This window comes from Streptomyces aureocirculatus, from assembly GCF_000720475.1.
Classification (GTDB): Bacteria; Actinomycetota; Actinomycetes; order Streptomycetales; family Streptomycetaceae; genus Streptomyces; species Streptomyces aureocirculatus.
Genome location: NZ_JOAP01000002.1, coordinates 53608 through 76926 on the forward strand (window position 1 = coordinate 53608; position 23319 = coordinate 76926).

22 protein-coding genes are annotated in these 23319 nt (G+C 72.0%); 7 read left to right on the plus strand and 15 right to left on the minus strand.

Annotation, left to right across the window (positions count from 1 at the left end; genetic code table 11):
- Positions 1-32 precede the first annotated feature (32 nt).
- From IG78_RS0102215 to IG78_RS0102255, 8 genes are all read right to left on the minus strand, one after another.
- The gene (locus IG78_RS0102215) at positions 33-785 is read right to left on the minus strand and encodes an alpha/beta fold hydrolase (RefSeq protein ID WP_030559304.1); all 753 of its coding nucleotides are present in this window, start codon (positions 783-785) and stop codon (positions 33-35) included.
- A 131-nt stretch (positions 786-916) separates the two neighbouring features.
- Complete coding sequence (locus IG78_RS0102220; RefSeq protein ID WP_030559305.1) at positions 917-1657, minus strand: GPR1/FUN34/YaaH family transporter; 741 nt, start codon at positions 1655-1657, stop codon at positions 917-919.
- A gap of 16 nt (positions 1658-1673) precedes the next feature.
- Complete coding sequence (locus IG78_RS0102225) at positions 1674-3569, minus strand: amidohydrolase (RefSeq protein WP_030559307.1); 1896 nt, start codon at positions 3567-3569, stop codon at positions 1674-1676.
- Positions 3566-4519: an alpha/beta hydrolase gene (locus IG78_RS0102230; RefSeq protein ID WP_030559308.1), complete on the minus strand. Its 954-nt coding sequence runs from the start codon at positions 4517-4519 to the stop codon at positions 3566-3568. The genes IG78_RS0102225 and IG78_RS0102230 overlap by 4 nt, the downstream gene beginning before the upstream one ends.
- Before the next feature lie 196 nt (positions 4520-4715).
- Positions 4716-5294: a Dps family protein gene (locus IG78_RS0102240; protein ID WP_030559309.1), complete on the minus strand. Its 579-nt coding sequence runs from the start codon at positions 5292-5294 to the stop codon at positions 4716-4718.
- Between the two features lie 116 nt (positions 5295-5410).
- Complete coding sequence (locus IG78_RS0102245) at positions 5411-5917, minus strand: DoxX family protein (protein ID WP_030559310.1); 507 nt, start codon at positions 5915-5917, stop codon at positions 5411-5413.
- Positions 5918-5923: 6 nt separating this feature from the next.
- Positions 5924-6586 carry a hydrolase gene (locus tag IG78_RS0102250; protein WP_030559312.1) on the minus strand — a complete coding sequence of 221 codons (663 nt, stop codon included), beginning with the start codon at positions 6584-6586 and terminating at the stop codon, positions 5924-5926.
- Positions 6587-6834: 248 nt separating this feature from the next.
- Positions 6835-7866, minus strand: a complete 1032-nt coding sequence (locus IG78_RS0102255) for a PAS domain-containing protein (protein ID WP_225882071.1) — start codon at positions 7864-7866, stop codon at positions 6835-6837.
- Between the two features lie 403 nt (positions 7867-8269).
- Between IG78_RS0102255 and IG78_RS0102260 the strand changes: the two genes are divergently transcribed.
- From IG78_RS0102260 to IG78_RS0102270, 3 genes are read left to right on the plus strand one after another with little or no spacing between them, the layout of a single operon-like run.
- The gene (locus IG78_RS0102260) at positions 8270-9520 is read left to right on the plus strand and encodes an ATP-grasp domain-containing protein (protein WP_430738975.1); all 1251 of its coding nucleotides are present in this window, start codon (positions 8270-8272) and stop codon (positions 9518-9520) included.
- Positions 9517-11535: a PEP/pyruvate-binding domain-containing protein gene (locus tag IG78_RS0102265; protein WP_030559317.1), complete on the plus strand. Its 2019-nt coding sequence runs from the start codon at positions 9517-9519 to the stop codon at positions 11533-11535. The genes IG78_RS0102260 and IG78_RS0102265 overlap by 4 nt, the downstream gene beginning before the upstream one ends.
- The gene (locus IG78_RS0102270) at positions 11532-12932 is read left to right on the plus strand and encodes an MFS transporter (RefSeq protein WP_031128818.1); all 1401 of its coding nucleotides are present in this window, start codon (positions 11532-11534) and stop codon (positions 12930-12932) included. The genes IG78_RS0102265 and IG78_RS0102270 overlap by 4 nt, the downstream gene beginning before the upstream one ends.
- Here the strand turns inward: IG78_RS0102270 and IG78_RS45180 are convergent.
- Complete coding sequence (locus IG78_RS45180) at positions 12820-13452, minus strand: HAD family hydrolase (protein WP_037685483.1); 633 nt, start codon at positions 13450-13452, stop codon at positions 12820-12822. The genes IG78_RS0102270 and IG78_RS45180 overlap by 113 nt on opposite strands.
- 124 nt (positions 13453-13576) lie before the next feature.
- On the minus strand, positions 13577-14329 hold the full coding sequence (locus tag IG78_RS0102280) for a dienelactone hydrolase family protein (protein WP_030559321.1): 753 nt from the start codon (positions 14327-14329) through the stop codon (positions 13577-13579).
- A 496-nt stretch (positions 14330-14825) separates the two neighbouring features.
- Between IG78_RS0102280 and IG78_RS0102285 the strand changes: the two genes are divergently transcribed.
- The 3 genes from IG78_RS0102285 (at position 14826) to IG78_RS0102295 (ending at position 17609) form a co-directional block, all read left to right on the plus strand.
- Entirely contained in the window at positions 14826-15917 is a 1092-nt protein-coding gene (locus IG78_RS0102285) for a serine hydrolase domain-containing protein (protein WP_225882077.1), read from the plus strand.
- 97 nt (positions 15918-16014) lie between these two features.
- Positions 16015-16632, plus strand: coding sequence for a TOPRIM nucleotidyl transferase/hydrolase domain-containing protein (locus tag IG78_RS0102290; protein ID WP_030559324.1), 618 nt, complete (start codon positions 16015-16017; stop codon positions 16630-16632).
- 44 nt (positions 16633-16676) lie between these two features.
- On the plus strand, positions 16677-17609 hold the full coding sequence (locus IG78_RS0102295) for a GNAT family N-acetyltransferase (protein ID WP_030559325.1): 933 nt from the start codon (positions 16677-16679) through the stop codon (positions 17607-17609).
- Between the two features lie 9 nt (positions 17610-17618).
- Here the strand turns inward: IG78_RS0102295 and IG78_RS0102300 are convergent, their stop codons facing one another.
- A complete protein-coding gene (locus IG78_RS0102300; protein ID WP_030559327.1) occupies positions 17619-18770 on the minus strand; it encodes a hypothetical protein in 1152 nt (383 codons plus the stop codon).
- Between the two features lie 195 nt (positions 18771-18965).
- Positions 18966-20261 (minus strand): PP2C family protein-serine/threonine phosphatase, encoded by a 1296-nt coding sequence (locus IG78_RS0102305; protein WP_031128814.1) that lies wholly within the window; start codon positions 20259-20261, stop codon positions 18966-18968.
- 288 nt (positions 20262-20549) lie between these two features.
- Here IG78_RS0102305 and IG78_RS41605 point away from each other — a divergent pair, with 288 nt between their 5' ends.
- On the plus strand, positions 20550-21038 hold the full coding sequence (locus IG78_RS41605; protein ID WP_225882070.1) for an ATP-binding protein: 489 nt from the start codon (positions 20550-20552) through the stop codon (positions 21036-21038).
- A gap of 79 nt (positions 21039-21117) precedes the next feature.
- Here the strand turns inward: IG78_RS41605 and IG78_RS0102315 are convergent, their stop codons facing one another.
- The 3 genes from IG78_RS0102315 to IG78_RS43800 all read right to left on the minus strand — a co-directional run bounded on the left by IG78_RS0102315 (position 21118) and on the right by IG78_RS43800 (position 23271).
- Complete coding sequence (locus IG78_RS0102315) at positions 21118-21423, minus strand: ANTAR domain-containing protein (RefSeq protein ID WP_030559330.1); 306 nt, start codon at positions 21421-21423, stop codon at positions 21118-21120.
- Positions 21424-21637: 214 nt separating this feature from the next.
- On the minus strand, positions 21638-22774 hold the full coding sequence (locus tag IG78_RS0102320) for an FAD-dependent monooxygenase (protein ID WP_030559334.1): 1137 nt from the start codon (positions 22772-22774) through the stop codon (positions 21638-21640).
- On the minus strand, positions 22771-23271 hold the full coding sequence (locus IG78_RS43800; RefSeq protein WP_051852308.1) for an SRPBCC family protein: 501 nt from the start codon (positions 23269-23271) through the stop codon (positions 22771-22773). Before IG78_RS43800 ends, IG78_RS0102320 begins: the two co-directional genes overlap by 4 nt.
- Positions 23272-23319 lie beyond the last annotated feature (48 nt).

Sequence of the window (23319 nt, forward strand, 5' to 3'; positions counted from 1 at the left end):
ATCAGAAGCTACCAGCGCTCGAACAATATCGACTAATCGTTCGATCCTGAACGATCGGGTCCGTGGGCGGTGGACCGGACCGCGTCCTTGATCAGCTCTGCGACGGCCTTGGGCTGGGCAAGCATGACGAGGTGGGAGGAGTCCACCTCGACGGTGGTCATGCCGGCGCGCTCGTAGCCGTAGCGCTCCACATCGGGGTTGATCGTGCGGTCGCGGGAGGCGACCAGGCCCCATGAGGGCTTGGTCTTCCACGCCGCGACGGGCGCCGCCTCCGTGAAGGCACGTGCGGCCAGTGGGCGCTGGGAGACGGCGAGCACCGCGGCGAGGTCGGGGTCGACGTCCGCCGCGAACAGGGCGGGGAACCGGTCGACCGCCACCGAGACGTCGGTGCCGGGGTCGGTGGAGCCGGGCACCGGGAACGGGGTCTGGACGAGTGCGTCGGCGAGGCCGGAGTCGGGGAAGCGTCCCTGTAGCTCGCCCAGGCTCTCTCCTTCTTCCAACGCGTATCCCGCGACGTACACCAGTGCGCGGACGTTGTCCTCCGTCCCGGCGAGGGTGATGACGGCGCCGCCGTAGGAGTGCCCGACCAGGATCACGGGGCCTTCGACGGCACGGATCACCGAGGCGATGTACGCGGCGTCGCCGACCAGGCCCCGGTTGGGCACCGCCGGGGCGACCACCTCCATTCCGGCGGCGGTCAGCTCGGGGACGACGCGGGCGTAGCTGGAGGCGTCGGCGAAGGCGCCGTGGACCAGGACGACGGTGGGGCGGGCGTGTCGGGGCATGGGAGAGCTCCTCGGTGAGTGCGGGGGTGGGCGGGGATGTGGTGTTTCACGGGCCGAAGCGGTTTCACGGGCCGAAGCGGGCGCGTCCCGCCTCGGGCATCAGGTGGGTGTGGCCGGCGTTCGTGCGGCGGTCAGAGCGTGCGGCGCACGCCCGCCTGGCGTTCCAGGTTGCGGAGCTGGACGGCCAGGTCGCCTTCCACGGCGAGGTGGGCGGGGCCGCTGCGGCCGATGGGCAGGACCTGCTCGCTGCGCATGTCCTCGAGCATCAGGGCGAACGCCGCGTACATCGCGACGAGCGCCACCACGAAGCCGAGCGCACCGGACGTGCGCGTCAGCCATTCGGCGCCGGTGATGCCCGCGAGGCCGGTGGCGGCCCAGCGGGGCAGGGAGACCGCGAGGACGAGCCAGAGCGCGCGCTTGGGCCGGGTCACGGCGGTCATCAGGACCCCGAAGCAGAGGAGCGCCAGGTTGAACACGCCGAGGACCTGAAGGCCGTCGGCCGCGCCGCTGAGCATGATGAGTGCGTAGGGCAGCCAGCTACCGGCGAACACCGCCATCAGCGTGGCCGCGATCACGTCACGGGCGCCGAAGGCCAGAACACTCACCAGGAGTTGGAGGACGAAGGCCGGCAGCACGGTGAAGGCCACGGCGGCGCGGGCCGCCTCGTCGAAGAGCCCGAGCTGGAGGCAGCCCGTCATCACTGAGGCGATGGCTATCGTGAAGAAGCCGAGCGGCATGGGTGAGGCGATGGGGTGCAGGTTGATCCGTGTCATCGACCGGAGGTCCGGTTCGAAGCGGCGGCCCTGGGACGCTTCCGGCGGGGTGGCCTGGGCGTCGCCGCCACCGTCGGCGGCGGGAGAGGCTGCGGTCATCGGGTGGATCTCTCCTTCAGTGCTCGAAGCAGGGGTCGACGAAGGACGGCGTCGTTCCGGGAACGGAGCCGCGCGCGACGCGCCACCGGCGGTGCTGCTCGGATTCCGCGACGGCCTCGGCCACGAGCGACGCCTGGCGGGCGCCTTCCTGGCCCGACTGGTAGCCGCCGAAGTGGGCCACGGGGCTCCACTCGGGGCTCACCGGCGGGACCGCCTCGTCGAGTCCCTCGTACTCCGCGGTCGCGTAGACGATGCGGCCGCCGACGACGGTGAGTACGGACTCGATGTCGGGGATGACGTCCTCGGGCACGGTGAGGAAGTCGTCGGAGAGGATCGCGAGGTCGCCGTACCAGCCCTCTCGCAGGCTCCCCTTGACGTCCTGCTCGCCGGTGAGCCGGGCTCCCCCACGGGTGTAGAGGTCGAGGGCACTCTCACGGTCGATCAGGTTCCCGGCCGGGCGGAGGGCCGTGCCGCCGACGGTCCTGCCGGTCACCAGCCAGTGGAGCGCGACCCACGGGTTGTACGAGGAGACGCGGGTGGCGTCGGTTCCTGCCGCGACGGTCAGGCCCCGGTCGAGCATGGCCCGGACCGGTGGGGTGTGGGCGGCGGCCCCGGTGCCGTAGCGGTCGCGGAACGCCGTGCCCTGGAAGGACATGCGGTTCTGGACGGACAGGGCGCCGCCGAGGGCCGCGATCCGGTCCAGGCTGTCGCCCGAGACGGTCTCGGCGTGATCGAAGAGCCAGCGGTTGCCGCCGGGGAAGAGCCCTTCCGCCGCGAGTTTCTCGAAGACGGCCAGGTCGCGGCGGATCGTCTCGTCGTACGTCGCGTGGAGCCGGAAGCCCCAGCCGTTCTCCAGCAGGAGGCGGACCGCCTTCTCGAACTCGGCCTCGTACCCCTCGGCGAGCTCGGGACGGGGTTCGGAGAAGTTCTCGAAGTCGGCGGCCGCCCAGGTGAGGTTCTCGCCCGCGCCGTTGAGCCGGAGCCACTCGTCCCCGTCCCCGGGCTTGACCGTCTCGGTCCAGCGCTTCAGGTCGGCGAGCTCCTGTCCTGCCGTCTGCGGGAACAGGTGGTAGGCGATCCGCAGCGACAGCTCCCCCGCCGCGGCCAGGCCGACGACCGTGGCGTAGTTGTCGGGGAAGTTCTGGAACCCGCCGGCCGCGTCGACCGCGGATGTCAGTCCGAAGCGGTTCAGCTCGCGCAGAAAGTGGCGCGTCGACGTCCGCTTGTCGGCCTCGTCGAGGGCCGGCGCCTTGGCCAGGGTCGAGTACAGGATGAGGGCGCTCGGCGCCGCGAGGAGCACGCCGTTGGGTTCGCCGTCCCGGCCCCGTACGATCTGACCGCCGCGAGGGTCGGGGGTCTCCCTGGTGAATCCGGCGGCCCGCACCGCGGCCCTGTTCATCAACGCCGACTGGTACAGGTGAAGGACGAAGACCGGGGTGTCGGGGGCGGCGGCGTTCAGCTCCGCGACGGTCGGCATCCTGCGCTCGGCGAACTGTTCGGCGGTCCAGCCGCCCACGACTCGGATCCACTGCCCCTTGGGGGTGCGGCCTGCCTGCTCCCGCAGCATGGCGAGGGCGTGGCGGAGGCTGCGTACGCCGTCCCAGCGCAGTTCCAGGACGTAGTTCAGGCCGCCCCTGATGACGTGCAGGTGCGAGTCGTTGAGTCCGGGAATCACCCGGCGGCCGAGGGCGTCGACGACTTTCGTTCCCGGCCCGACGAAGTGGGCGAGGTCGTGGTCGTCGCCGAGGGCGGCGACCCGGCCGTCGCGGACCGCGACGGCGCGGGCCTCGGGGCGGTCGGGGTCGCCGGTGAACACCTTCGCGTTGCGGACGAGGAGGTCGGCGTGTGCGTGTCCCTGCCGAGGTGCGGGGGCAAGGCCCGCGACGGGCATGCTGATCGACGGCCCGGTCATGCGAGGGCCTTGCGCAGGGTGTCGATGGCGAGCCCGATGGCGAGTTCGGCGGCCTGCGTCTCGCGCAGCGGGTTCAGCATGACGAAGTCGTGGATGGCTCCCTGGACTCGAAGGGCGGTGACGGGGACTCCGGCGGCGCGGAGCTTCGCCGCGTACGCCTCGCCCTCGTCGCGCAGGACGTCGGCCTCCGCGGTGATGACCAGGGCGGGTGGCAGGCCGGTGAGCTGCTCGGTGGTGGCGCGCAGCGGCGATGCGGTGAGCTGCGCGCGCTCGGTCTCCTCGACGGTGTACTGATCCCAGAACCACCGCATGGCGTCGCGGCGCAGGAAGTAGCCCTCGGCGAAACGGTGGTACGACTCGGTGTCGAAGCTCGCGTCGGTGACCGGGTAGAAAAGGACTTGCTGGGCGAGGCGGACGTCGCCGCGCTGCTTGGCCATGAGGGTGAGGGCGGCGCTCATGTTGCCGCCGACCGAGTCGCCCGCGACGGCGATTCGCGTGCCGTCGAGGGCCTTGTGGTGGCCCTCGCGGGCGACCCACTGGGCGACGCTGTAGTTCTGCTCGATCGCGACGGGATAGCGGACCTCGGGCGAGAGGTCGTACTCGGGGAAGACGACGGCCGCCCGGGCGCCGACGGCCAGTTCGCGGACGAGCCGGTCGTGGGTGTGGGCATTGCCGAAGACCCAGCCGGCGCCGTGGATGTAGAGGATGACGGGGAGCTGTCCTGTGGCGCCGCGGGGGCGGACGATCCGGGCACGGACGTCACCGCCCCGGCCGCCGTGGACAGTGATCCATTCCTCGTCGACGTCGGGGAGCGCGACGCCTTCCCCGTTCTGGACGTCGTCCACGGCCTTGCGTCCGTCGGCCACGGGGATCTGGTGCAGGAACGGCGGCTGAGCGGTGGCTTCCGCGAAGGCTTGCGCGGCGGGTTCGAGGGTCGGCCGGTTCTTCAAGGGGCTCTCCTTTTTGAGGGTGTACGGGATGGGGTGCACGGGGTGGGGGGTGCACGGGGTGGGGCTGTACGGGATGGGCGTGTACGGGACAGGGAAGGTCAGGCTGAGCGGGGCGCGCGCACGGCGTCGAGGGTCACTGCAGTGACGACCTCGCCGCCCGGTCCGCCCCCCACCACGACGACGTCGTACGTGTCCATCAGCCACGCACCAGAGGGGTGTCCACTAGATGCTCGGCCAGGAACCACACCTGCGCCTCGCCGGTGCGGATGACGTCGGAGACGAGCAGGTCGGCGCTGCCCTCGTCACCCTCCTCGGAGAGCCGGGTGGCAGCGCCCCGGGCGTCGATCAGGATCCGTTCGTGCGCGTCCAGGAGCCGCGACAGCATGACGGGCACCGGCTCGACGCCGTTCGGCGGGCGGGGTATCGCCGTCAGCTCCGCGACGTGGCGCAGGTCCCCGACCGCGACGCCGCCGAGGCTCTGGACGCGCTCGGCCAGTGCGTCCACGATGGCCAGTTGGGCCTCCGCGTGCTTGTCCAGCATCAGGTGGAGCGAGTAGAAGGTCGCGCCGCGCATGAGCCAGTGGTGCTTCTTGTAGAGGGAGTACAGGATCTGTGTGTCGGCGAGCACGCGGTTCAGCCGCTGGCAGGCGTAACTGCGGGTGTCGTGGCCGAGGCCGATCGGCAACTGCTTGAGCGTGCCGTACGCCTGGGTCTCGGCACCCTTCTGGTGCAGCAGCGGCTGACCGCCGCCGTGCGGGGTCGTGAGGGTGTCCATCGGGTGTTCCTGTTCGGGAAAGTCAGGCAAGTCGGGAAAGAGGGCGGGAAGGCCCGGCCGCCCGGTCGGGGGTACGCGGGCGGCCGGACCCGGTCTGTGCGGTTCGCGCTCGGCGCTCAGCGTTCGGTGATCGGCGGGGCGGCGGGCCGGTGCAGGACCAGCCGGGTGAGGAGTCCACTGCCGAGACCGGCCACGAGCGCGAGGGGTGCCCACCACAGCGGGTACGGCGTGAGGCCGAGAGCCGAGTCGAGGGAGCGGGCGCCGGGGCCGGTGGCCGCCAGGGCCACGGCGGTGCCGATGAGGACGAGCGGGTACTCGTACCCGTCGTTCTGCACCCAGAGCCCGTTGTGCCATTTCACGGTGAGGGCGACCGTCATGACTCCGATGGCACCTGTCGCCGCGAGCGGGGTCAGAAGGCCTGCGGCGAGCAGGAGGCCCGATCCGATCTGACCACCGCCCGCCGCCAGGGCGGTGAGGGAGCCGCCGCGGAAACCGTCGGCGCGGAACTCCTCCGTGCCGCCCGCCAGACCCCTGCCGCCCAGGTGGAAGCTGATCTTCTGCACCCCGTGGCCGGCGACGAGCAGGCCCACCAGCAGACGCAGGATCAGAATGCCGGTGTCCACGAAGGGTCAGCCGGCCGCGTGCGCGCCGATGACGCTCTGCGCGTACACGACGCCCAAGCCGTAGGCGCCCGCGTGGGCCTTGACGATCTCCATGACGGCGCCGTACGTCTCCTGGCGCGCCCAGTCGCGCTGGAGCTCGAGGAGGACCTGCACCCAGGTCACCGGGACCGCACCGACAGCGATCATCCGCTGCAGCGCGTGCTCGTGGGCGGCCGGGCTGACGCCGCCGGAGGCATCGGTCACGACGTACACCTCGTAACCCTGCTCCAGCGCGGACAGCGCCGGCAGCACGAGGCAGACCTCGGTCCACAGACCCGACAGGATGATCTTCTTGCGCCCGGTCGCCCTGACCGCCGCGACGAGCGCCTCGTCCTCCCAGGCGTTCATGCTGGTGCGGTCGATGACCTCGTGCTCGGGGAACACCTCGGCGAGCTGCGGCAGCAGGGGGCCGGAGAACGAATCGGCGGCAACGGTGGTCAGGACGGCCGGTACGTCGAACGCCTGGGCCGCCTTGGCGAGACCCACGGTGCTGTTGATGATCGCGGCACGGTCGCCGCTGCCGGTGCCGAAGAACATCTGCGGCTGGTGGTCGACGAAGAGCATGACCGCGTTGTCGGGCGTGAGCAGGTCCGCGCTGGGGGCGGCCTGCACCTTGTTGATGTCGAACATGAGGGATCCTTTCGAGGCAATCGGCAGTGCGCCCGCCGCCTGTGCGGCTCGGCACTCCGTCAAGCTACGAGCGACCCGTCCGACCGCGTTGACCTCCTGCGCCCAGGACTTGGCACGACAGCGCACGGACCGCCTGCCCGCACACATGGCGCCGTCGGCCTACCTGCTCCCGGCGCGCTGCCGAACCCCCATCGGGCGGGCCCGCGCCACCCACCACGGCGACGGCCCCGCCCCGGTACCGCCCCCGGTCAGACGGTGCTGGACGGATGGGCCGCCGTGGCGGAGCGCGGCGGCCAGGCGCGGGGGGCCAGGATGCCGAGGACGTAGGCGCGGGCGACGAGGGCCGGGCGGGTCGCCGCGCCCAGGAGGTGCCGCAGGCGGCTGAGGTGGTAGTCGACCGTCTGCCGGGACAGGTGCAGCGAGGTGGCGATGTCGCCGTTGCTGCTGCCCTCCGCCAGGAGGGAGAGGATGCGGATCTGAGCGGCGGTGAGCGACGGATGGGCCTCGTGGGCGAGGCTCTGGTGGGTGACGACGGCCCAGACGTGCCGGGCCCGGGCGGTGGAGTGGCCGATCGTCGTCAGGTGGAGCTGTGCGCGGCGCTGCAGCCCCTGGGCGTCCACGAACACCGCGGATGTCTCAAGCCGCCTGGTGCGGCGGGCTATCAGGCCGTTCCAGCGGCGGTGCAGCAGGCCGAGGCCGGGTTCCGGGGCGAGCAGGGTGTGCGCGCGGCGGCCGACCAGGTCGTGCACGCTGAGCCGGAACAGGGTGGCGGCCGCCGCGCTCGCCTCGACCACGCGGCCGTTCGCCGAGAGCAGCGCGCAGGGCAGGCCGCTGTGGTCGCGCAGGGCCTGCAGGTTCTCCTCGGCCTCCTGCCGCCGCACCGTGGCGCGCAGTTGGTCCGTGACGTCCACGTAGATCCCGGCGACGCACGTCTGCCCGTTCTCCCGTACGGGGAAGCGGTGGCCCACCGCCCGGCCCGCGCCGCCGTCGTGGCGCCGGTAGCAGAGGGTGTGGCGTACCGGTGTGCCCCGGCTTATGACCTCCTGGTCGAGGGCGCGGAACTGGTCGGCGTCGGCAGGCGCGTCGAGGTCCTCGATGTACTTGCCGACGACCTCTTCGGGGACCGTGTCGTAGAGGTGCGCGTAGGCGTGGTTGGCCCACAGGTAGCGCCCTTCGCCGTCCCGTATGAAGGCGGCGGCCGGGGCGAGGTCGACCAGGTCCGCGAAGCTGTGGGCCCGGCTCTCGCTCGGGGGCGGCGCCTTGAGGCTTGCATCGTCCACAGCGGTCTCCATCCGTATATGGCTCTCTGACGCGCGGTCACTCAGGCATTTGCCTGAGTCGTGGGCGCCCATCGAGGCGTCACGGGCGTCTGGGGTTTGGTCCCCTTGAGTGAGCGGGTGAACACGCCCCGCCACGTGGACCGGCTGATTCCCACGGTCTTGTCCCGCGTCACGCACGGATACGGCGAACGCCGTCATCGCGCACGGGCAGGCGATCCGTGGCGACCCACACGAATGGAGACGAACTTCAGTGAGCAAGGTGCTGTTGGTGCATGCCAAGGGTGGTCCGCCGCTCGGTCACGTCCTCTCCCGGACGGCCGCGAGGGCGGAAGTGCACTTGCTGGCGCTCAGCGCTCTTCCTCCCGCCGTGGCAGGCTCAGCCCACAGACTGTGTGCCTCGGTCGTGACGCCCGACGACGCGCACCACCCCGATCTCGTGTCCCTGATCGTCTCGCGGGCCCACGCCGTGGGCGCGGACGCGGTGCTCACCTTCTCCGAGTACGCGGTCGTGGCCGTCGCCGAGGCCTGCGAGGCGCTCGGCCTCGCGGGGGCGGGCGACGCCGCCGCCCTCGCCCGCGACAAGCGCCTGATGCGGCACACCTGGCAGCAAAGCACCCTGCCGCAGCCCGAGTTCCGCCCCGTCGCCACCGAGGCCGACCTGCATGCGGCGGCTCGCTCCCTGCCGGGACCGCTGCTGCTCAAGGCGGCCTGGAGCGCCGGGTCCACCGCGCACCAGATCATCCGCTCCCCGTACGAGGTGTCGGCGGCCTGGGCCCGCTCCCGTACCGTGATGGCCGAATCGGCGCAGCTTGGCTACGCGGAGCTGCATGTGGCCGAGGCCGACGCGGACTTCGTGGTCGAGCAGATCGTGACCGGCACCGCGGCGGACTGGTTCGACGAGCCCAACTGGGGCGACTACGTCAGCGTCGAGGGCGTCGTGGCGGACGGCGCCTTCCACCCGGTCTGCGTCAGTGGCCGGATGCCGACGGTCGAGCCGTTCACCGAACGCGCGAGCATCACGCCCGCCCCGCTGGCCGAGGCCGCCCAGGGCCGGATCGTGGACCTGGCGCGGCGCGCGGTCGACGCCCTCGGCCTGCGGGACTGCGGGACCCACACCGAGATCAAGCTCGGCGCCGACGGCGGCATGTGGCTGATCGAGACGGCCGCCCGGTTCGGCGGCGCGATGACCGTGCCGCAGATCGAGGAGGTCTTCGGGCTGGACCTCGTCGGCATGCTCGTCGACCATCTCCTCGGTCGCCGGGTGGAATGGCCCGAGCGGGCCCTCGCCCCCGCGCAGGCGCGCGGCGCGGCGGGCTCCCTCGTCGTCCTCGCGGTCGACGGGCGCGGCCGTGCCTGGCCGGACCGCAAGATCTGGGATTTCCCCGCCGTCTCGGCAAAGACACCCCTCAGCCGGGGCAGCCGTCTGTCGGTGGTCGCGGAGAGCTCGCTCCCCGACGGGAGTGTCGTGCCGGTGTACGACCCGGCCGCCGGTGCCAACACCATGGCTGCCCTGTGCCTGCTGTCCGCCGCCGACGCCCGGACCGTGCTCGGCGACTTCGAGACCCTGGTGGACGCGCTGCCCCGGGTGCTGCCCGCCGCGCGGCCCTTTGTCGTGCGGCCCTCCGTCGCGCTGACCGAGGAGGTTCCGGCATGACCGCCCAGTTGCTCACCGGCTCCGCCGAACCGGCCACGGACCGCACGGTCGTCGGCGAGAACCTCTCCCTGCCGCTCTTCCGGACCCTCTCCGGGGTCCTGGCGGGACACCCGTACCTCAAGGTCGTCGTCGACCGCGCCGAGAACACCTGGCACCTGCTCGACACCGCCGCGCACCCCTTCCACGTCGACTACGTCGCCACCCGCGTACTCGGCATGGACCTCAGCGCGCTGGACGCGGATCTGGACGCGTTCAACGCCTCCGTCTACATGGACCCCGGGCGCCGCTTCCTGCTCGGTGTGCTCTCCCTGCACGCCGACGGGGAGGCCGACGGCCGTGAACGCTCCTTCCTCGTCCTGGAGACGACCGAGGCCGACACCATGCACGGGGAACTCCTCGAATTCTTCTACGACTTCGTGCGCACCCGGGTCGACGCCAGGCTGCCGCTCCTCCTCAAACCCGCCAACCACGGGCAGGAGGAGGAGCTTGCGGCGATCAGCGAACTGCGGGTGCCGCGCATCCTGAGCCATGAGCTCTTCGGCTCCAGGACCCGCACGCCGCTGAACCCCGGCGAGGCCACCGGGCGGCTGCGGTACTTCCGTACGCACGACGAGTACACGGCGTACCTGGCGGCGGAGTCCGGGCTCGGCTGGGCGGACATCGTGGCCATGCCGTGCCTGCCGGACGACGTGCCGCGGGTGGCCGGGTTCGTCAACACCGCGCCGATCACGCCGCTCTCCCACACCAATGTCCTCGCCTCCGGCTGGGGCATACCCAACGCGATCGTGCGGGACCTGGAACAGCTCGTCGAGAAGGACGGCCTGGACGGCGCGTGGGTACGCTACCGGGTCCGCGAGGAAGAGATATCCCTGGAGCGCCTCGACCACGAACCCGCCCTGCGCGCTCCGGCCTGGCACCAGCAGCGCATCCGCCTGGAACCGCCGCTGCTCGCGGACGCCCCCGTGCTCTCCCTGCACCGGCTGCGCAGCGCCGACCGTGACCGCTACGGCACCAAGGCCGCCAACCTCGGTGAGCTGCACCACGTGCTCGACAGCCGCACGGCCGACCTGACCGCGTACTACGGTCGCCCACGGCCCCCGCGTGAGGACCTGTACGGGCACCTCGCCGCCCGCCTCGGCCTCGGCTCGCCGTCGTCGGCCGAACTCCGCTCCGGAGCAGCCGACTTCGTGGCCCGGACGGTCGGCGCCCCTGTCGGTGTCGCGCTGCCCTTCGCGCTCCAGCAGCACTTCCTGGCCTCGTCCCCCGCCCTGCAACAGGGCATCGGCAAGCTCAAGATGGCACTCGAACTCGACGCCACCGACGTCCTGGACTCACTCTGCCTGCAACTCCAGCACCTGATCCGGCACTCACCCGTCCCCGAGTCGGTCACCCGGCAGATCAACCAGGCCTTCTCCGCGCCCGCCGGCCCGCACGGCCGCCTGGTGGTGCGCTCCTCGTCCAACGCCGAGGACCTGCCGGGGTTCTCCGCGGCGGGCGTGTACGACTCCGTCACCACCGTCCACGGCACCGGTGAACTCCTGGAGGCCGTACGGCAGGTGTGGGCGTCGCTGCTCTCTCCCCGCAGCGTGCGCCTGCGCCACCAGGTCGGCATCTCCCTGGACGACACCTACATGGGCGTCATCATCCAGGAGTACGTACCCGCCGACCTCGGCGGCGTCCTGGTGACCTGCGACCCGACCCGCCGCGAGGACTTCCGCAACGTCTACCTCAACTGTTCCCCCGGCTCCCCGGAACAGGTGGTCGACGGCTCGGTCCTGCCGCAGCAGTACCTGTACAACACCGTCGAGGGCGGCGGCCGCACCGTCGCGCTCGGCTCGTGGGGCGCCGGGCTCGCCGCCGCCACCCGCGCCCGGCTCGCCGACCTGGCCCTGACGGGGCGTCTGCTGCAATCCCACTTCAGCGCGCCCGACGTGGACAGGCCGCTGGACATCGAGTGGCTGATGACCGACCGGGGTGACTTCCGGCTCGTCCAGATCCGCCCGTACGCGCTGTGAGGGCGCCCTCCGGCAAGGCGGCGCCAACCGGTCTGACGGACACGGCCCGCCGCATCATCCACCTCAACTACGGCTTCCAGTTGCTGTTCAACCTGCTGTGGTGGATGCCGGTGTTCTACGCCTACCAGAAGGCGGCCGGGCTCTCGGACGGACAGATCTTCGGCATCCAGAGCATCTACTACGTGGCGTTCTGCCTGTTCGAGATCCCGACCGGTCTCATCGCCGACCGGATCGGCACCCGCAACTGCCTGCGCGCGGGAGCGGTGGTCATGACGGCGGCGAATCTGGCGCCGGTGGTCAGCGCCTCCTACACCGGCTTCCTCGTCCACTTCCTCGCCATCGCCGCGGGCCGTTCACTCACCTCGGGAGCGGCCAGCGCCTATCTGTACGACGGTCTGCGCGCCGAGAAGTGCGACGAGCACTATCTGAAGGCGGAGGGCACCGCGCGGGCCCTCGGGCTCGTGGCGAAGGTCGTGTGCTGGCCGCTGGTCGGGCCCCTGATGGCGGTGGCCCACCCGACTCCGTACGTGCTCAGCGCCGCCAGCGCCGCGGGCTCCCTCCTCTGCGCCGTGGCGCTGCCCCGCCTCGCGGGGGTGGACGGCGGTACGGGGGCCGGCGGTGCGGCGGACAACGGCACCGCGGACGGCCGTGCGGGGAAGCCGGACGGCGGGCGCGGCAGGGGCGGGGGCGGTGCGTTCCTGCGGGACGCGGGCGTCGCACTGCGCTGTGTCGCCTCCTCGCGATGGCTGGCCCTGGTGATGGTGCAGGGCGTGGCGATCTTCACGCTCTCCCGGATCTGCCAGGTCAACCTCTTCCAGCCGATCCTCCTGGACCACGGCATCGCGGAGGCCTCGCACGGCGGTGTGATGGCGGCGATGACGGTGGCGGAGGCGGTGGCGTCGGCCCGTCCGCAGTGGCTGAGCCGCCGCCTGCCGCCGGTCGCCTGGGTCTCGGTCCTCAGCCTCGCCCTCGCGGGCAGCCTCGCGGCCATGACGCTCGGCGGGCCGTGGGCCGTGGTCGCGCTGCTCTGCCTGTTCGCCGCCGCGACCGGCTTCGCGTACCCCGTGCAGCGCAAGCTGGTGAACGACGCCGTGCCCGCGCACGCCCCGCGCGCCACGCTGCTCTCGGTCGAGAGCATCGTGGACCGCGCGGTGTGCGCACTGGCCGCGATCGCCGCGGGCGCCTATCTCGCCGCCGGGCGCCTGGACGCCCTGCTGTGGCACAGCGCACTCGCCACGGCGGTGCTGCTCGGCGTGTTCCAACTGCTCCTGCGCAGCGGGGTGGTCAAGCGGGAGGACGCCGGTCGAGAAGTTCGACAAGACGGACCGGCAGAAACGCGGGCAGGTGCGGCCGGCCGACCTGGTACGGCACGAAGCCGAGCGCGGAAGCCGCTCTGACCTCCTCGGCCGTCTCCGCCTGATGGACGACCCGGCAGCGGCCCGAACCGGCCTTGGCCCGCTGCCAGAGGGCGGGGGCCGGTTTGCGTTCCGCCTCGGTGCGCGGGGTGAGGACGCGCTCTGCGAAGTCCTTCCAGGGGAAGGGCGTGGGTCCCCGCCAGGTCGCGTCGACCTCCTGCCGCAGCCTGGCGGCGCGCTCGGCGTCGGTCGCGCCCCAGGAGGACGGCACATTGGTGATCAGGCCGACCGGGATGTGGCGTTCACGCAGGGCGCGCAGGTACGAGGCCGCGCCGGGCTGATAGCCGGTGCTGCCGTCGCCCGCGGTGTGCACCAGGGTCTCGCCCAGGTCGAAGTACACGATGGGGCAGGCACGCGCACGCGCGGCGGCCGCCGCTCCCGTGCCTTCGCCCACGGCGTCGGGCACCGCCGCGCTCGCCGTGGCGCAGAGCACGGCCGACACCAGGGCAGCGCCAAGCGCGAGGCCTGCCCGCGCGGAGCCCTTGGAGACGGAGCTGTCCATACGTCGTCGCCCTTCCCTCACGCACACCGGTCCCTCGCGCTCTACCCCCGCGCACCGGGTGTCACTCGGGTTCCCCCCGGCCTTCCTCGGGTGATGCTCGGGGGCACGTGAGGCTCGGGGGCGCTCAGTCGTCGTCGGACAGGGTGCGGTGCAGGAGAGGAAGCAAGCGGTCCCAGTGGCGCTGGAGTCCGGTGGGGCTGAAGGCGTCGGTGTCGGGCATGGTGAAGCCGTGGACGGTGTCGGGGTAGACCTCCGTGGTGGAGTCGACACCTGCGGCGTCCAGCGCCTTGTTGAACGCGCTGAGGGCCTCGTCCGTCATGTCGCCCACGGCGAGGCCGAGGTGGACTTCGGCGGTGAGCTCGGGGACGAGGAGGTGCGGGCTGTCGGGCGCGTCGGAGACCAACTGCCCGGGGTGGAACCCGGCGACGGCGGCCACCCGGTCCGGGTGGGCCGTCGCGGTGCGCATCGCGAGGACGGCACCGATGCAGTAGCCGACCGTGCCCACCGCTCCGGCGCCGACCTCGGGCTGGGCGCAGAGGAACCGGAGGTAGGCGTCGGCGTCGCTCAGGACGCGCTCGGTGGTGTGCTCCTTGATCAGGGGCATCAGTTGGGCGAAGAGCCCGGGGCGGGCCTCCGCGTCGATGTGCTCGGGGAGCTCGATGACCGGCGCCGGGCCGTGCCGGTAGAGGAAGTTGGGGACGAGGACGTAGTACCCGTGCCCGGCCAGTTCGCGGGCCCTCTCCTCAAGGACGGGCCGCACGCCGAAGGCGTCCGGGTACAGCAGCACTCCGGGGTGCCGCCCGCCGCCGTCGGGGAACGCGGCGAACGTGTCGGCCTGTCCGTCCGGAGTGGGGATCTGGAGTGTCTTGGTGGGCATGGTGCATCTTCCTTCGCGGGGCTCGTACGTGGGCTCGTGCGTGGGACTCGTACCAGTTCACAGTTTCGGTCAGCCCCCGCCGGGTGCTGCCGGACTCTGCCAGGGGCAGACAAGTAATGATCAACTCGGCTGGTCCGAGGCTACTCGACAGCCGCGAAGAAGCGTCCGGTCCCTCCCCGCGGCTCCCGACGCCCCCTCCCGGAACAGTCGGTGACGCGCGCACGAACCCTGTTCCGGGGGCTGGCCCCACCCCGGATCGGGCGGTCAGCAGGATCGTCCCGGGTGATCACGTCCGGAAATGTGGAGCCCGGCACATACCGCCGGTCTTTCAAGTCTCCGTGGGTCACGTTTCCGTAGGTCACGTTTCCGCGGGACACCTTTCCGTAGGAGTCAGCACGTGCGTGAGCAGGCAAGGCAGAAGTGTGGTTCTTCCGTTCGGCAGCGAGGTGGTCGGCGCGGTGTCGCCGCGGCCGTGGCCGCGGTGGCCGCGGGCGTCATGACGGCGGGCGCCCTGGCGGCGCCCACCGCTTCGGCCGCCACCAGGCCGGACTCCTCCCCCACCAGGCCGGACTACGTCCAGCGGGGCCTGGACGGGCTGGTGCGCGCCGACGGGGTGCCGGCCGCGCTGGCAAGCGTCAGGGAGCGCGCGGGCCACACCCGTACCTATACGGCGGGCGTCGGCGATCTGGCCACCGGATCGAAGGTGCCGAGGGACGGTCAGGTGCGGATCGGCAGCAACACCAAGGCGTTCACCGCGGTGGTCGTGCTGCAACTGGTCGGGGAAGGGAAGATCGGCCTCGACACCTCGATCGAGACCTATCTGCCGGACCTCGTACGCGGGGACGGCATCGACGGGAACCGCATCACCGTCCGCCATCTCCTCCAGCACACCAGCGGACTCCCCAACTACGTCAAGTACCTCAGCGACGACGTCCGCCCCTACGCGCCCCGAGACCTTCTCGACATCGCCCTCCAGCACAAGGCCGTCTTCGAACCGGGCAAGGACTGGGAGTACAGCAACACCAACTACGTGCTGGCCGGGATGCTCATCGAGAAGGTCACACGCCACCCGCTCGCCGAGGAGCTGGACCGGCGCGTCATCGAACGCGTCGGTCTTCGCCACACCTACTTCCCCGCACCCGGTGACGTGAAGATCCGGGAACCCCACCCCAAGGGCTACTACCAGGAGGCCCCGGGCTCCCCCCTGCGCGACGGCACGGAGCTCGACCCCTCCTGGGCCTGGGCGGCAGGTCAGATGATCTCCACCAACTCCGACCTCAACCGGTTCTACACGGCGCTGCTGTCCGGCGATCTCCTCCCCGGGGCCCAACTCCGTCAGATGCGCACCACCGTTCCCGCCGAGTACTTCGGACCCGGCGCCCGTTACGGCCTCGGCATCGTGAGCAGGCCGCTGTCGTGCGGCGGCCGCTACTGGGGTCACGGCGGCAGCACCACGGGCTACGAGACCCGGGGCGGCGTCAGGGGCGACCTGCGCGCAGCCGCCAACATCGCGGTGACCACCCAGCCGAGCGACAAGGGCGTCATGGAGCGCGTGGACGGCCTCGTGGACGCGGCGCTGTGCCGCTGAGCCACGCCTGCCGGGGTGGCCGACGCTGAGCGCCGGTGATCGACGCACCGGCGGAAATTCCCTACCGCGGTGACCGCAAAGGGCGGAGACTCCTCTCATGGCTGACATGAGATCGTTCCGCGACGCGGTCACCGCGTGGGCGGCCGGTGGCCCCGGCGACCCGGCGCGCGAGTGGGCCGTGCGGCTGCGCGTGCGGACGGTCGTCCTCCTTGAGGGGCCGAGCGATGTCGCGGCGGTCGATACGCTCGCCGCCCGCCGCGGCCGGGACCTGGCGGCCGAAGGGGTCTGCGTCCTGTCGATGGGCGGCGCCATGAGCGTCGCCCGCTTCGCCAGGATCCTCGGGCCGCCGGGCCTCGGTCTGCGCCTCACGGGCCTGTGCGACGAAGCCGAGCGCGGCTACTACGCCCGCGGCCTGGAGCGGGCCGGTGCGGCGGAGCAGGAGTTCTTCGTCTGCGCGGCGGATCTGGAGGACGAGCTCATCCGCGCGCTCGGCGTGGCACGCGTGGAGGAGTTGGTCGGGGCGGAGGGCGACCTGCGCGCCCTTATGACCTTCCAGCGCCAGCCCGCCCAGCAGGGCCGCGCCCCGCACCAGCAGTTGCGGCGCTTCCTCGGCACCAAGAAGGGGCGCAAGATCAGCTACGGCCGCGTCCTCGTCGAAGCCCTCGACCCTGACCGCGTACCCGCCCCGCTCGACGATCTGCTCGCCGCCGTCTGACACGCCAGGCACCACGTGACACCCCTACGCTGCGAAGGCCCGCCATGACGCTGATAAGACCCGCCCGCCCCCACGAACTCCCCGCCCTCGTCGAACATCCCTGCGACGCCGAGCGCAACGCGGCGACCAGCGCGTACCTCCTCCAGTTGTTCGACACGCGGTGCAGCAGGCCCGAGTGGTGCCTGGTCGCCGAGGACAGTGGGGGACGCCTGGTGGGCAGCGTGGTCCTGTGGGCCATGCCGGGGCAGGACGTCCCCGACTCCTTCGTCCTGTTCGAGCCGCCGGCGGACCCGGCCGACGCGGGGCCCGCCCTCCTGGACGCGGCGGTCGCCAAGGCGCGTGCTCTCGGAGCGGAGGAACTGGGGCACGTCGTCGACTCCCCGGCGCAGCCGCCCCAGTTCCAGCGCGACCCGGAGCGGCGGAGCGAGTTGCTGCGGCGAGCGGGCTTCCGGGTCCTGCGGGACGGGCGGAGATTCAGCCTGCGGGTGCCCGCCGAACTGCCGGACGACGACCCCCGGCTGACCTTCCGCAGCCTGGCCGACCTCGGCCCGTGCCCGTTCATCGACCTCCTGGCGAATCTGCTCACGCGGACCGCGGACGCCCGTCTGAGCGCCGACGTCGAGCGGTACGGGGCACGGGGGGCGGCCGAGCAGCTCTTCGCGCACATGGGCCAGTTCCGGTACGACCCGCGGTGGTGGGAGATCGGCTACGCCGCCGACGGCTCACCGGCGGTGATCAGCCTGCCCGCGGAGAACCCGACCGTGCCCGTGCTCGGCTTCGTCGGGGTCGCACCGGCCCACCGCGGCAAGGGCTACGCGACCTCGGTCGCGGTCCGCGGCACGCGCGTCCTCGCGGCGAACGGCGCCACGGAGATCCGCGGGGACTGCGACGCCGCGAACACCGCCATGGCGAAGGCGTTCGTCAGGGCCGGTTACGACAACTTCGCCGATCGGCTGGAATTCGGCCGCAGCCTGTGACGACGCGCCCTACTTGTTGCCGGGGTCCCGGAACCGTCCGAACGCCTTTGTGAAGGCCTTCAGCGGGGAGCTCTCCGCCTTGGCGGTCCCCGGAGCCGCCGACCCGGGCGTGCCGCCGCCGGTCACCTCGGCGAGCGCGGCCTGGGCCGCCTCGGCCGCCTCCCGGTACAGGTCACGGGATGTCGTCATGGCGTCGAGCGCCTCGGCGTACTTGGCGACCATGCCCTGGGCGTGGGCAAGCTCCTCGTCCGGGGTGAGCAGGTGCCAGCCCTGGCGCAGCCGCGCCAGGGCCCGCTCGGCCTCCTCGGGCAGGGGCCACGGCCGGGCCGCGAACTCCTTGATCCGCTCCAGGAGTTCGGTGGGTTCCGAGCCGTCGAGGAACACACTGCGTACGGTGAAGCGCTCCGCGTCGTAGTCGGGGTCCTGGGGCGCCCTCGGCAGGACGACGGCGCCGCCGCGCGGCATCCGCACGCTCAGCTCGCGCTTCATCGCGAAGTCGGCGATCTGGGCCTGCTCCGGCGTGCCCCGGTGCTCGATCACCAGGTGCCGCAGACTCGGCGGCAGGAACGTCGAGACCGGCTGCTGCCCCGCCGCGTCCGGCGTCATCGCCTCGTGCACCACGACGTGCACGAACCAGCTCTGCCGGGTGCAGTCCCGCAGCAGGCGGCGCAGCTCGTCGTCGTCCTTGGGCAGATGGTTCGCCGTCCGCAGGCGCACGCCGGGCACCGTGTCGTTGTCCCAGGCGACCCGGTCGCTGTCGGGCCAGAACATGGTGGCGGGCGAGGGCCAGTCCGGCTCCCAGGCCCGGTCCGCCTCCGCGGCGAGGACCCAGGTGACGCCCTCGCCCTCCTTGCGGCGGGATTCCGGGTCGTACGTGGTCAACTGGGCACGCACCGTGACATCGTCGTCGGCGCGCCAGCGGGCCTCGAAGAGGCGGCGGGCCGACGGGCCGGGGTCGGCGGACTCGTCCCGCGGGTGCAGGACGGTGGGGCGGGCCGCCTCGACGGGGTCGAGGTCCAGGAAGTCGTCGAGCACCCCGGCCGCCTTGAGGGCGATCAGGTTGCGCCGGACGTCCTGCTCGGGCTCGGGCCCGAGATGGCGCCCGCGCCCCAGCCACGCGGTGTCGGGGGCGGCGTTCGGTGAGGTGCTGTTCTTGGCCATGGAGTCGTTCTGTGGGTGATCGGGACGCGACCAGTATGGTCCGTCGGCCTGTCAATGGAAGCAGTACCACGGCCATGGCCGCATCAAGGCCGGTCGGGCAGTGCCGCCTGTCTCACCGGATACCGGCTGAAATCGGCCATCTGCTCAGGGCGTGAACAGTGCCCGTCCCTCGTTGACCGACCGGCCCGCGCTCGGTCACCGACCGTCTTTCGCTCCCGCGCGGCGGTGCACGTTCAGGGCCAGGACGGCGGTGTCGTCGTCCACACCGGCTCCGAAGGTGTGGAGCAGGTCCCGGATCGCCGCCACCGCGCCGGTCGCGGTGGTGGGGGCGAGCGCCTCCGCGAACTCCAGGAGTGCTTCGTCGCCGTAGCGGCCGCCGTTGCCTGCCGAGTGGGCCTCGGTGAGGCCGTCGGTGTACAGGAGCAGGGTGTCGCCCCCGTCGAGGCGGACGGTGGTGGTGACGATGTGGGCGTCGGGCAGGGCGCCGATGAGCTGGCCGCCGGGGGTGGGGAGGTAGTCCGCGTGGCCGTCGGCGCGCAGCAGCAGCGCGGGCGGGTGGCCGCCGCTCGCCAGCGTGACGCGGAATCCTCCGTCGTCGCCGTCGGGCGTGAGCAGGCCGAAGACGACGGTGCAGAACCGCGGGTCGTCGCCGTTGTACTCATGGTTCAGCACCGTGTTGAGGTTGGCGAGGACGGCGGCCGGATCCGGGTCGTAGACGGCGGCGGCGCGCAGCGTGTAGCGGGCCAGCGAGGTGACGGCTGCCGCCGCCGCGCCCTTGCCGCACACGTCTCCCAGGAAGATCCCCCAGGTGCCCGCGGTCAGCGGGAACAGATCGTAGAAGTCGCCGCCGACCTCGTCGGTGGAGGCGATGTGGTAATGCGCGGCGACGTCGAGGCCTGGCACGTTCGCCAGGGTGGGCGGAAGGAGGGTGCTCTGGAGCGTGGCGTTCAGGCGCTTGAGGCGTTCGCGTTCCCGCTCCGACGCCTGCCGGGCGCGCAGCAGCTCGTCCTCGTAGGCGCGGCGGTCGCGGGCGTCGAAGACGGTGGTGCGGATCAGGAGCGGCTGTCCGTCGTCACCCGTACGGACGGCGGAGGTCACAAGGACCGGCAGTCGGCTGCCGTCGGCGGTCTTCATTTCCAGCGCGATGCTGCTGACCTCGCCCTGCATGCGCAGCAGGGGGCCGAAGTGCGTCTCGTGGTAGAGCCGCCCGCCGACGGTGAGCAGCTCGGGGAACGTCCTGCGGCCCACCAGGTCGTCGCGCTCGTAGCCGAGCCAGTCGAGCAGAGTGGTGTTGATCTTCGCGATGGTGCCGTCGAGGAGGGTGGAGAGGTGCCCGCACGGCGCATGCTCGTACAGATCCTCCGGGCTGTCCTCAAGCAGGGCAGCGAACTGTGGCTGCTCGTCGCGCGGCCGCCCGCCCCGGGGCACGCCGTCGCCGCCGGCAGCACCGTCACCGTTGCTGCCGGAGTCACCGGAGTCGTCGTCGCGCATCTTCGATCCACCTTGACGTAACGGTCGCCCGATTCCCACCCCGGACATCCATACGGCCCATCCTCGCAGAACAGCGCGGTGCCGGAACTCCACGAAACAGCGATCCTGGGGGGTGCCCCCGACAGCGGCGACCGCGCCGGCGCCGCGGACCGGGCCGGGCCCTGTGAAGGTGGGTCTGTCACCATGTTCCCTGCCGTGCGCGCCGGGAAAAGTCGTGGGAAAAAGAACAGCATGATACGGGCCGAGCGGGGTAGCCGGGCGGACAACGGGAGCGAGGGTGATCAACGCGTGGAGTCAGCAGGGAGGGACGACGCAGGGGCGCCGGGCGCCGCTGTCGCAGCCACGGCGGTGGCGCTGAGCGGCGATGACGCCTGCATCGCCACCGCGCGTCACCTCGCGGCCGACTTCCTCAGTTGCGCCCGCGCCGACAAGGACGTGGCGGTCTCCGCGCGCGCCATGGATCTGACGCAGCTCGTGGTCAGCGAGCTGGTCACCAACGCCTGCAAGTACGCCCCCGGGCCCCTGCGCATGGAGCTGTGCATCACGGGCGGCACCGTCCAGGTGACCGTGCAGGACAGCGCCCGCGCCGGTCCTTCCGCCCGCGCCGTCGACCCGCACCGGATCGGGCAGCACGGCCTGGAGATCGTCACGGCCGTCGCCCGGCACTTCCAGGTCTGCCCCCTGCCTGACGGCAAGCGCGTCACCGCCCACATCGCCCTCACCGACGAGGCCGCGGACAGCGTTCACCGCGCCGGTCCCCCACCCGGCCCACGCTGACCCGCCGCCGCCCCGCGGCCGGGGGCATGCTCCCGGTACGGCGAAGCCCCTCCCGCACGGAGGCGGGAGGGAGCCGGTCTCAGGAAGCCGCCCCGTCCGCGGCATCGGGACCGGAGCGCCGGTCGATGCTCGATTCAAGCTGGGACCGCACCTCCGAGGGCAGCTCGCCGGTACGCCCCCACGTCACGACCAGCTCCGCGATGTGACGGAGCTTGATGTTGGTGTGCTGGGAGACTTCCCTCAGCACGTCCCATCCGTGCGCGGGCGTGAGCTGTCCCACGGCGACGATCACTCCGATCGCCTGGTCGACCCTGGCGTGTGAGGTCACGGCCTGTCTGAGGTGATCGACCTCCGCTTCGAGACGGACAAGTTGCTCCCGCGGCACCTGCGCGGGCTCCTCGGCTCGAGTGTCTTGCGCGTCACACACTGTCCTCTCCGGTTCAGGGTCTGGGATCCGGAAACAACGACCTCTGGGAGAAATGTACGAGGTGCCGGTTCGAGCAGCACATTCCCCCCGGACGCGGCGTCACACAACTACCTGCGCGGAACAAGCACATGGCGACCGGAACCGGTTCCGCCGCCCCCGGCGCCGGGCCGCCCTACGGAAGGGCGTGCAGGGGGGCGTGGTTGGACTTGAAGAGGCGTTCACCGGCCCGGCGGAAGGTGAAGTTGCGCAGCGGCGTGGGCAGGTTCCGGGCCTTGTCCCTGCGGTGGTTCTGCGCGACCACCCAGGCGACCCGGCCCGCGCGCCGGGCCTGGTAGGCGGCGAGGGCCGCGGGGACGTCGGGCTCGGCGCGGAGCGTGTCGGCGAGCACCAGGGCGTCCTCGAGGGCCATCGCCCCGCCCTGGGCCATGCTGGGCGAGAACGCGTGGGCGGCGTCCCCGACGAGGACCGTACGCGCACGAGTCCACACGGTGCTCCGGCTCTCGTGCAGGGCGGCGAAGTACGCCTGCGCCCCCTGTTCGAGGAGTTGCGGGACCGGGCCGCCGAAGTCGGCGAAGAGGGTGCGCCAGTCGCCGGCCGGCGGAGTGGGGGCCGGGCTGTTGATGTCGGCGTAGCAGTAGACGCGACCGCCGCCGAGCTGCACGGTCAGGAACGTCCGGCCCCTGTCCCCCACCCGTGCGGTCCAGTCGGTGATGCCGGGCACCGCCGTGTCGTCGGCGATGAACCGCCAGCACAACTGGCCGAGGAAGCGCGGTTCCGGGCCGCCGAACACGGTACGCCTGACCGTCGAGTTGATGCCGTCGGCGCCCACCACCAGGTCGTACGCGCCGGTGGTGCCGTCGGCGAAGGTCACGGCCCCCTCGTCGGTCACCTCGGTCACTTCGGTGCCGGGCCGGACGGCGGTGCCCGGGCCTCCGCCGACGCCGGGGGCCCGGCCTTCGTGGACGGCCCTACGCAGCACTTCGTGCAGTTCGCCCCGGGTCATCGCCCGGCAGGGGCCGACCTCGCCCCATACCCGGTCCACCTCGAACTCGGTGAGCGGACGCCCGTGGTGGTCGTGGATCCGCTGCCGTGTCACGGGCTCCGCCCGCTCGGCCACCTCCTCCCCCACGCCGAGGTCCCGGAGCGCCCTGACGGCGTTGGCGGGGAGGTAGAGTCCGGTGCCGATGGCCCCGCCGCCGTCGGCGCGGCGCTCGACGACGTCCACCTCAAGGCCGCGGTCCCTCAGGGCCTTGGCCAGAGCGAGACCGGAGATTCCGGCACCGACGATCAACGTACGGGGTCTGTTCACGGAGAGTTCCTTACCGGGAGCGGGCAACCGGCAACCATTGTGCGGCGCCCCCCGGACAGCCCGCGTCCCAGGACCGGCCTCGGCGCGAACGACGGGCACCGGCGCCGGGACCGCTCAGGAAGCCGTGTCCTGGTCCGCCGCCGCTCCGGCGTACGCGGCCAGACCGTGTCCGCCCTCCACGTGATGTCGGTGCCGCCCCGCGGTGCCTCGGAGAGTTCGACGGTGCCGTGGTAGGAGCGGAAGGGCTTGCCGGGGTTCTCGTAGTGGAACTTCCGGTCGGGTACGAGCCCGGTGATGTGCTCCCGGGCCGCGTTCCCGCCGATACGGAAGATGCGTACGTCACCGACCTCCTGCCGGTCGCCCGGGTCGCCGTCGCCCTCGACCTCGGCGGCTTCGATCGGTGACCACGACGGCCAGGTCCCGGGACGCAGGAGCGCGTCGAAAACGGCGGCGGGACTCGCCTGGGAATGTGCGGTGACGGTGTAGGTGTACGACATCCGGCCACGCTGGGCGTGCCGCTGGCGGGGCGGGAATGCGCTCGATTG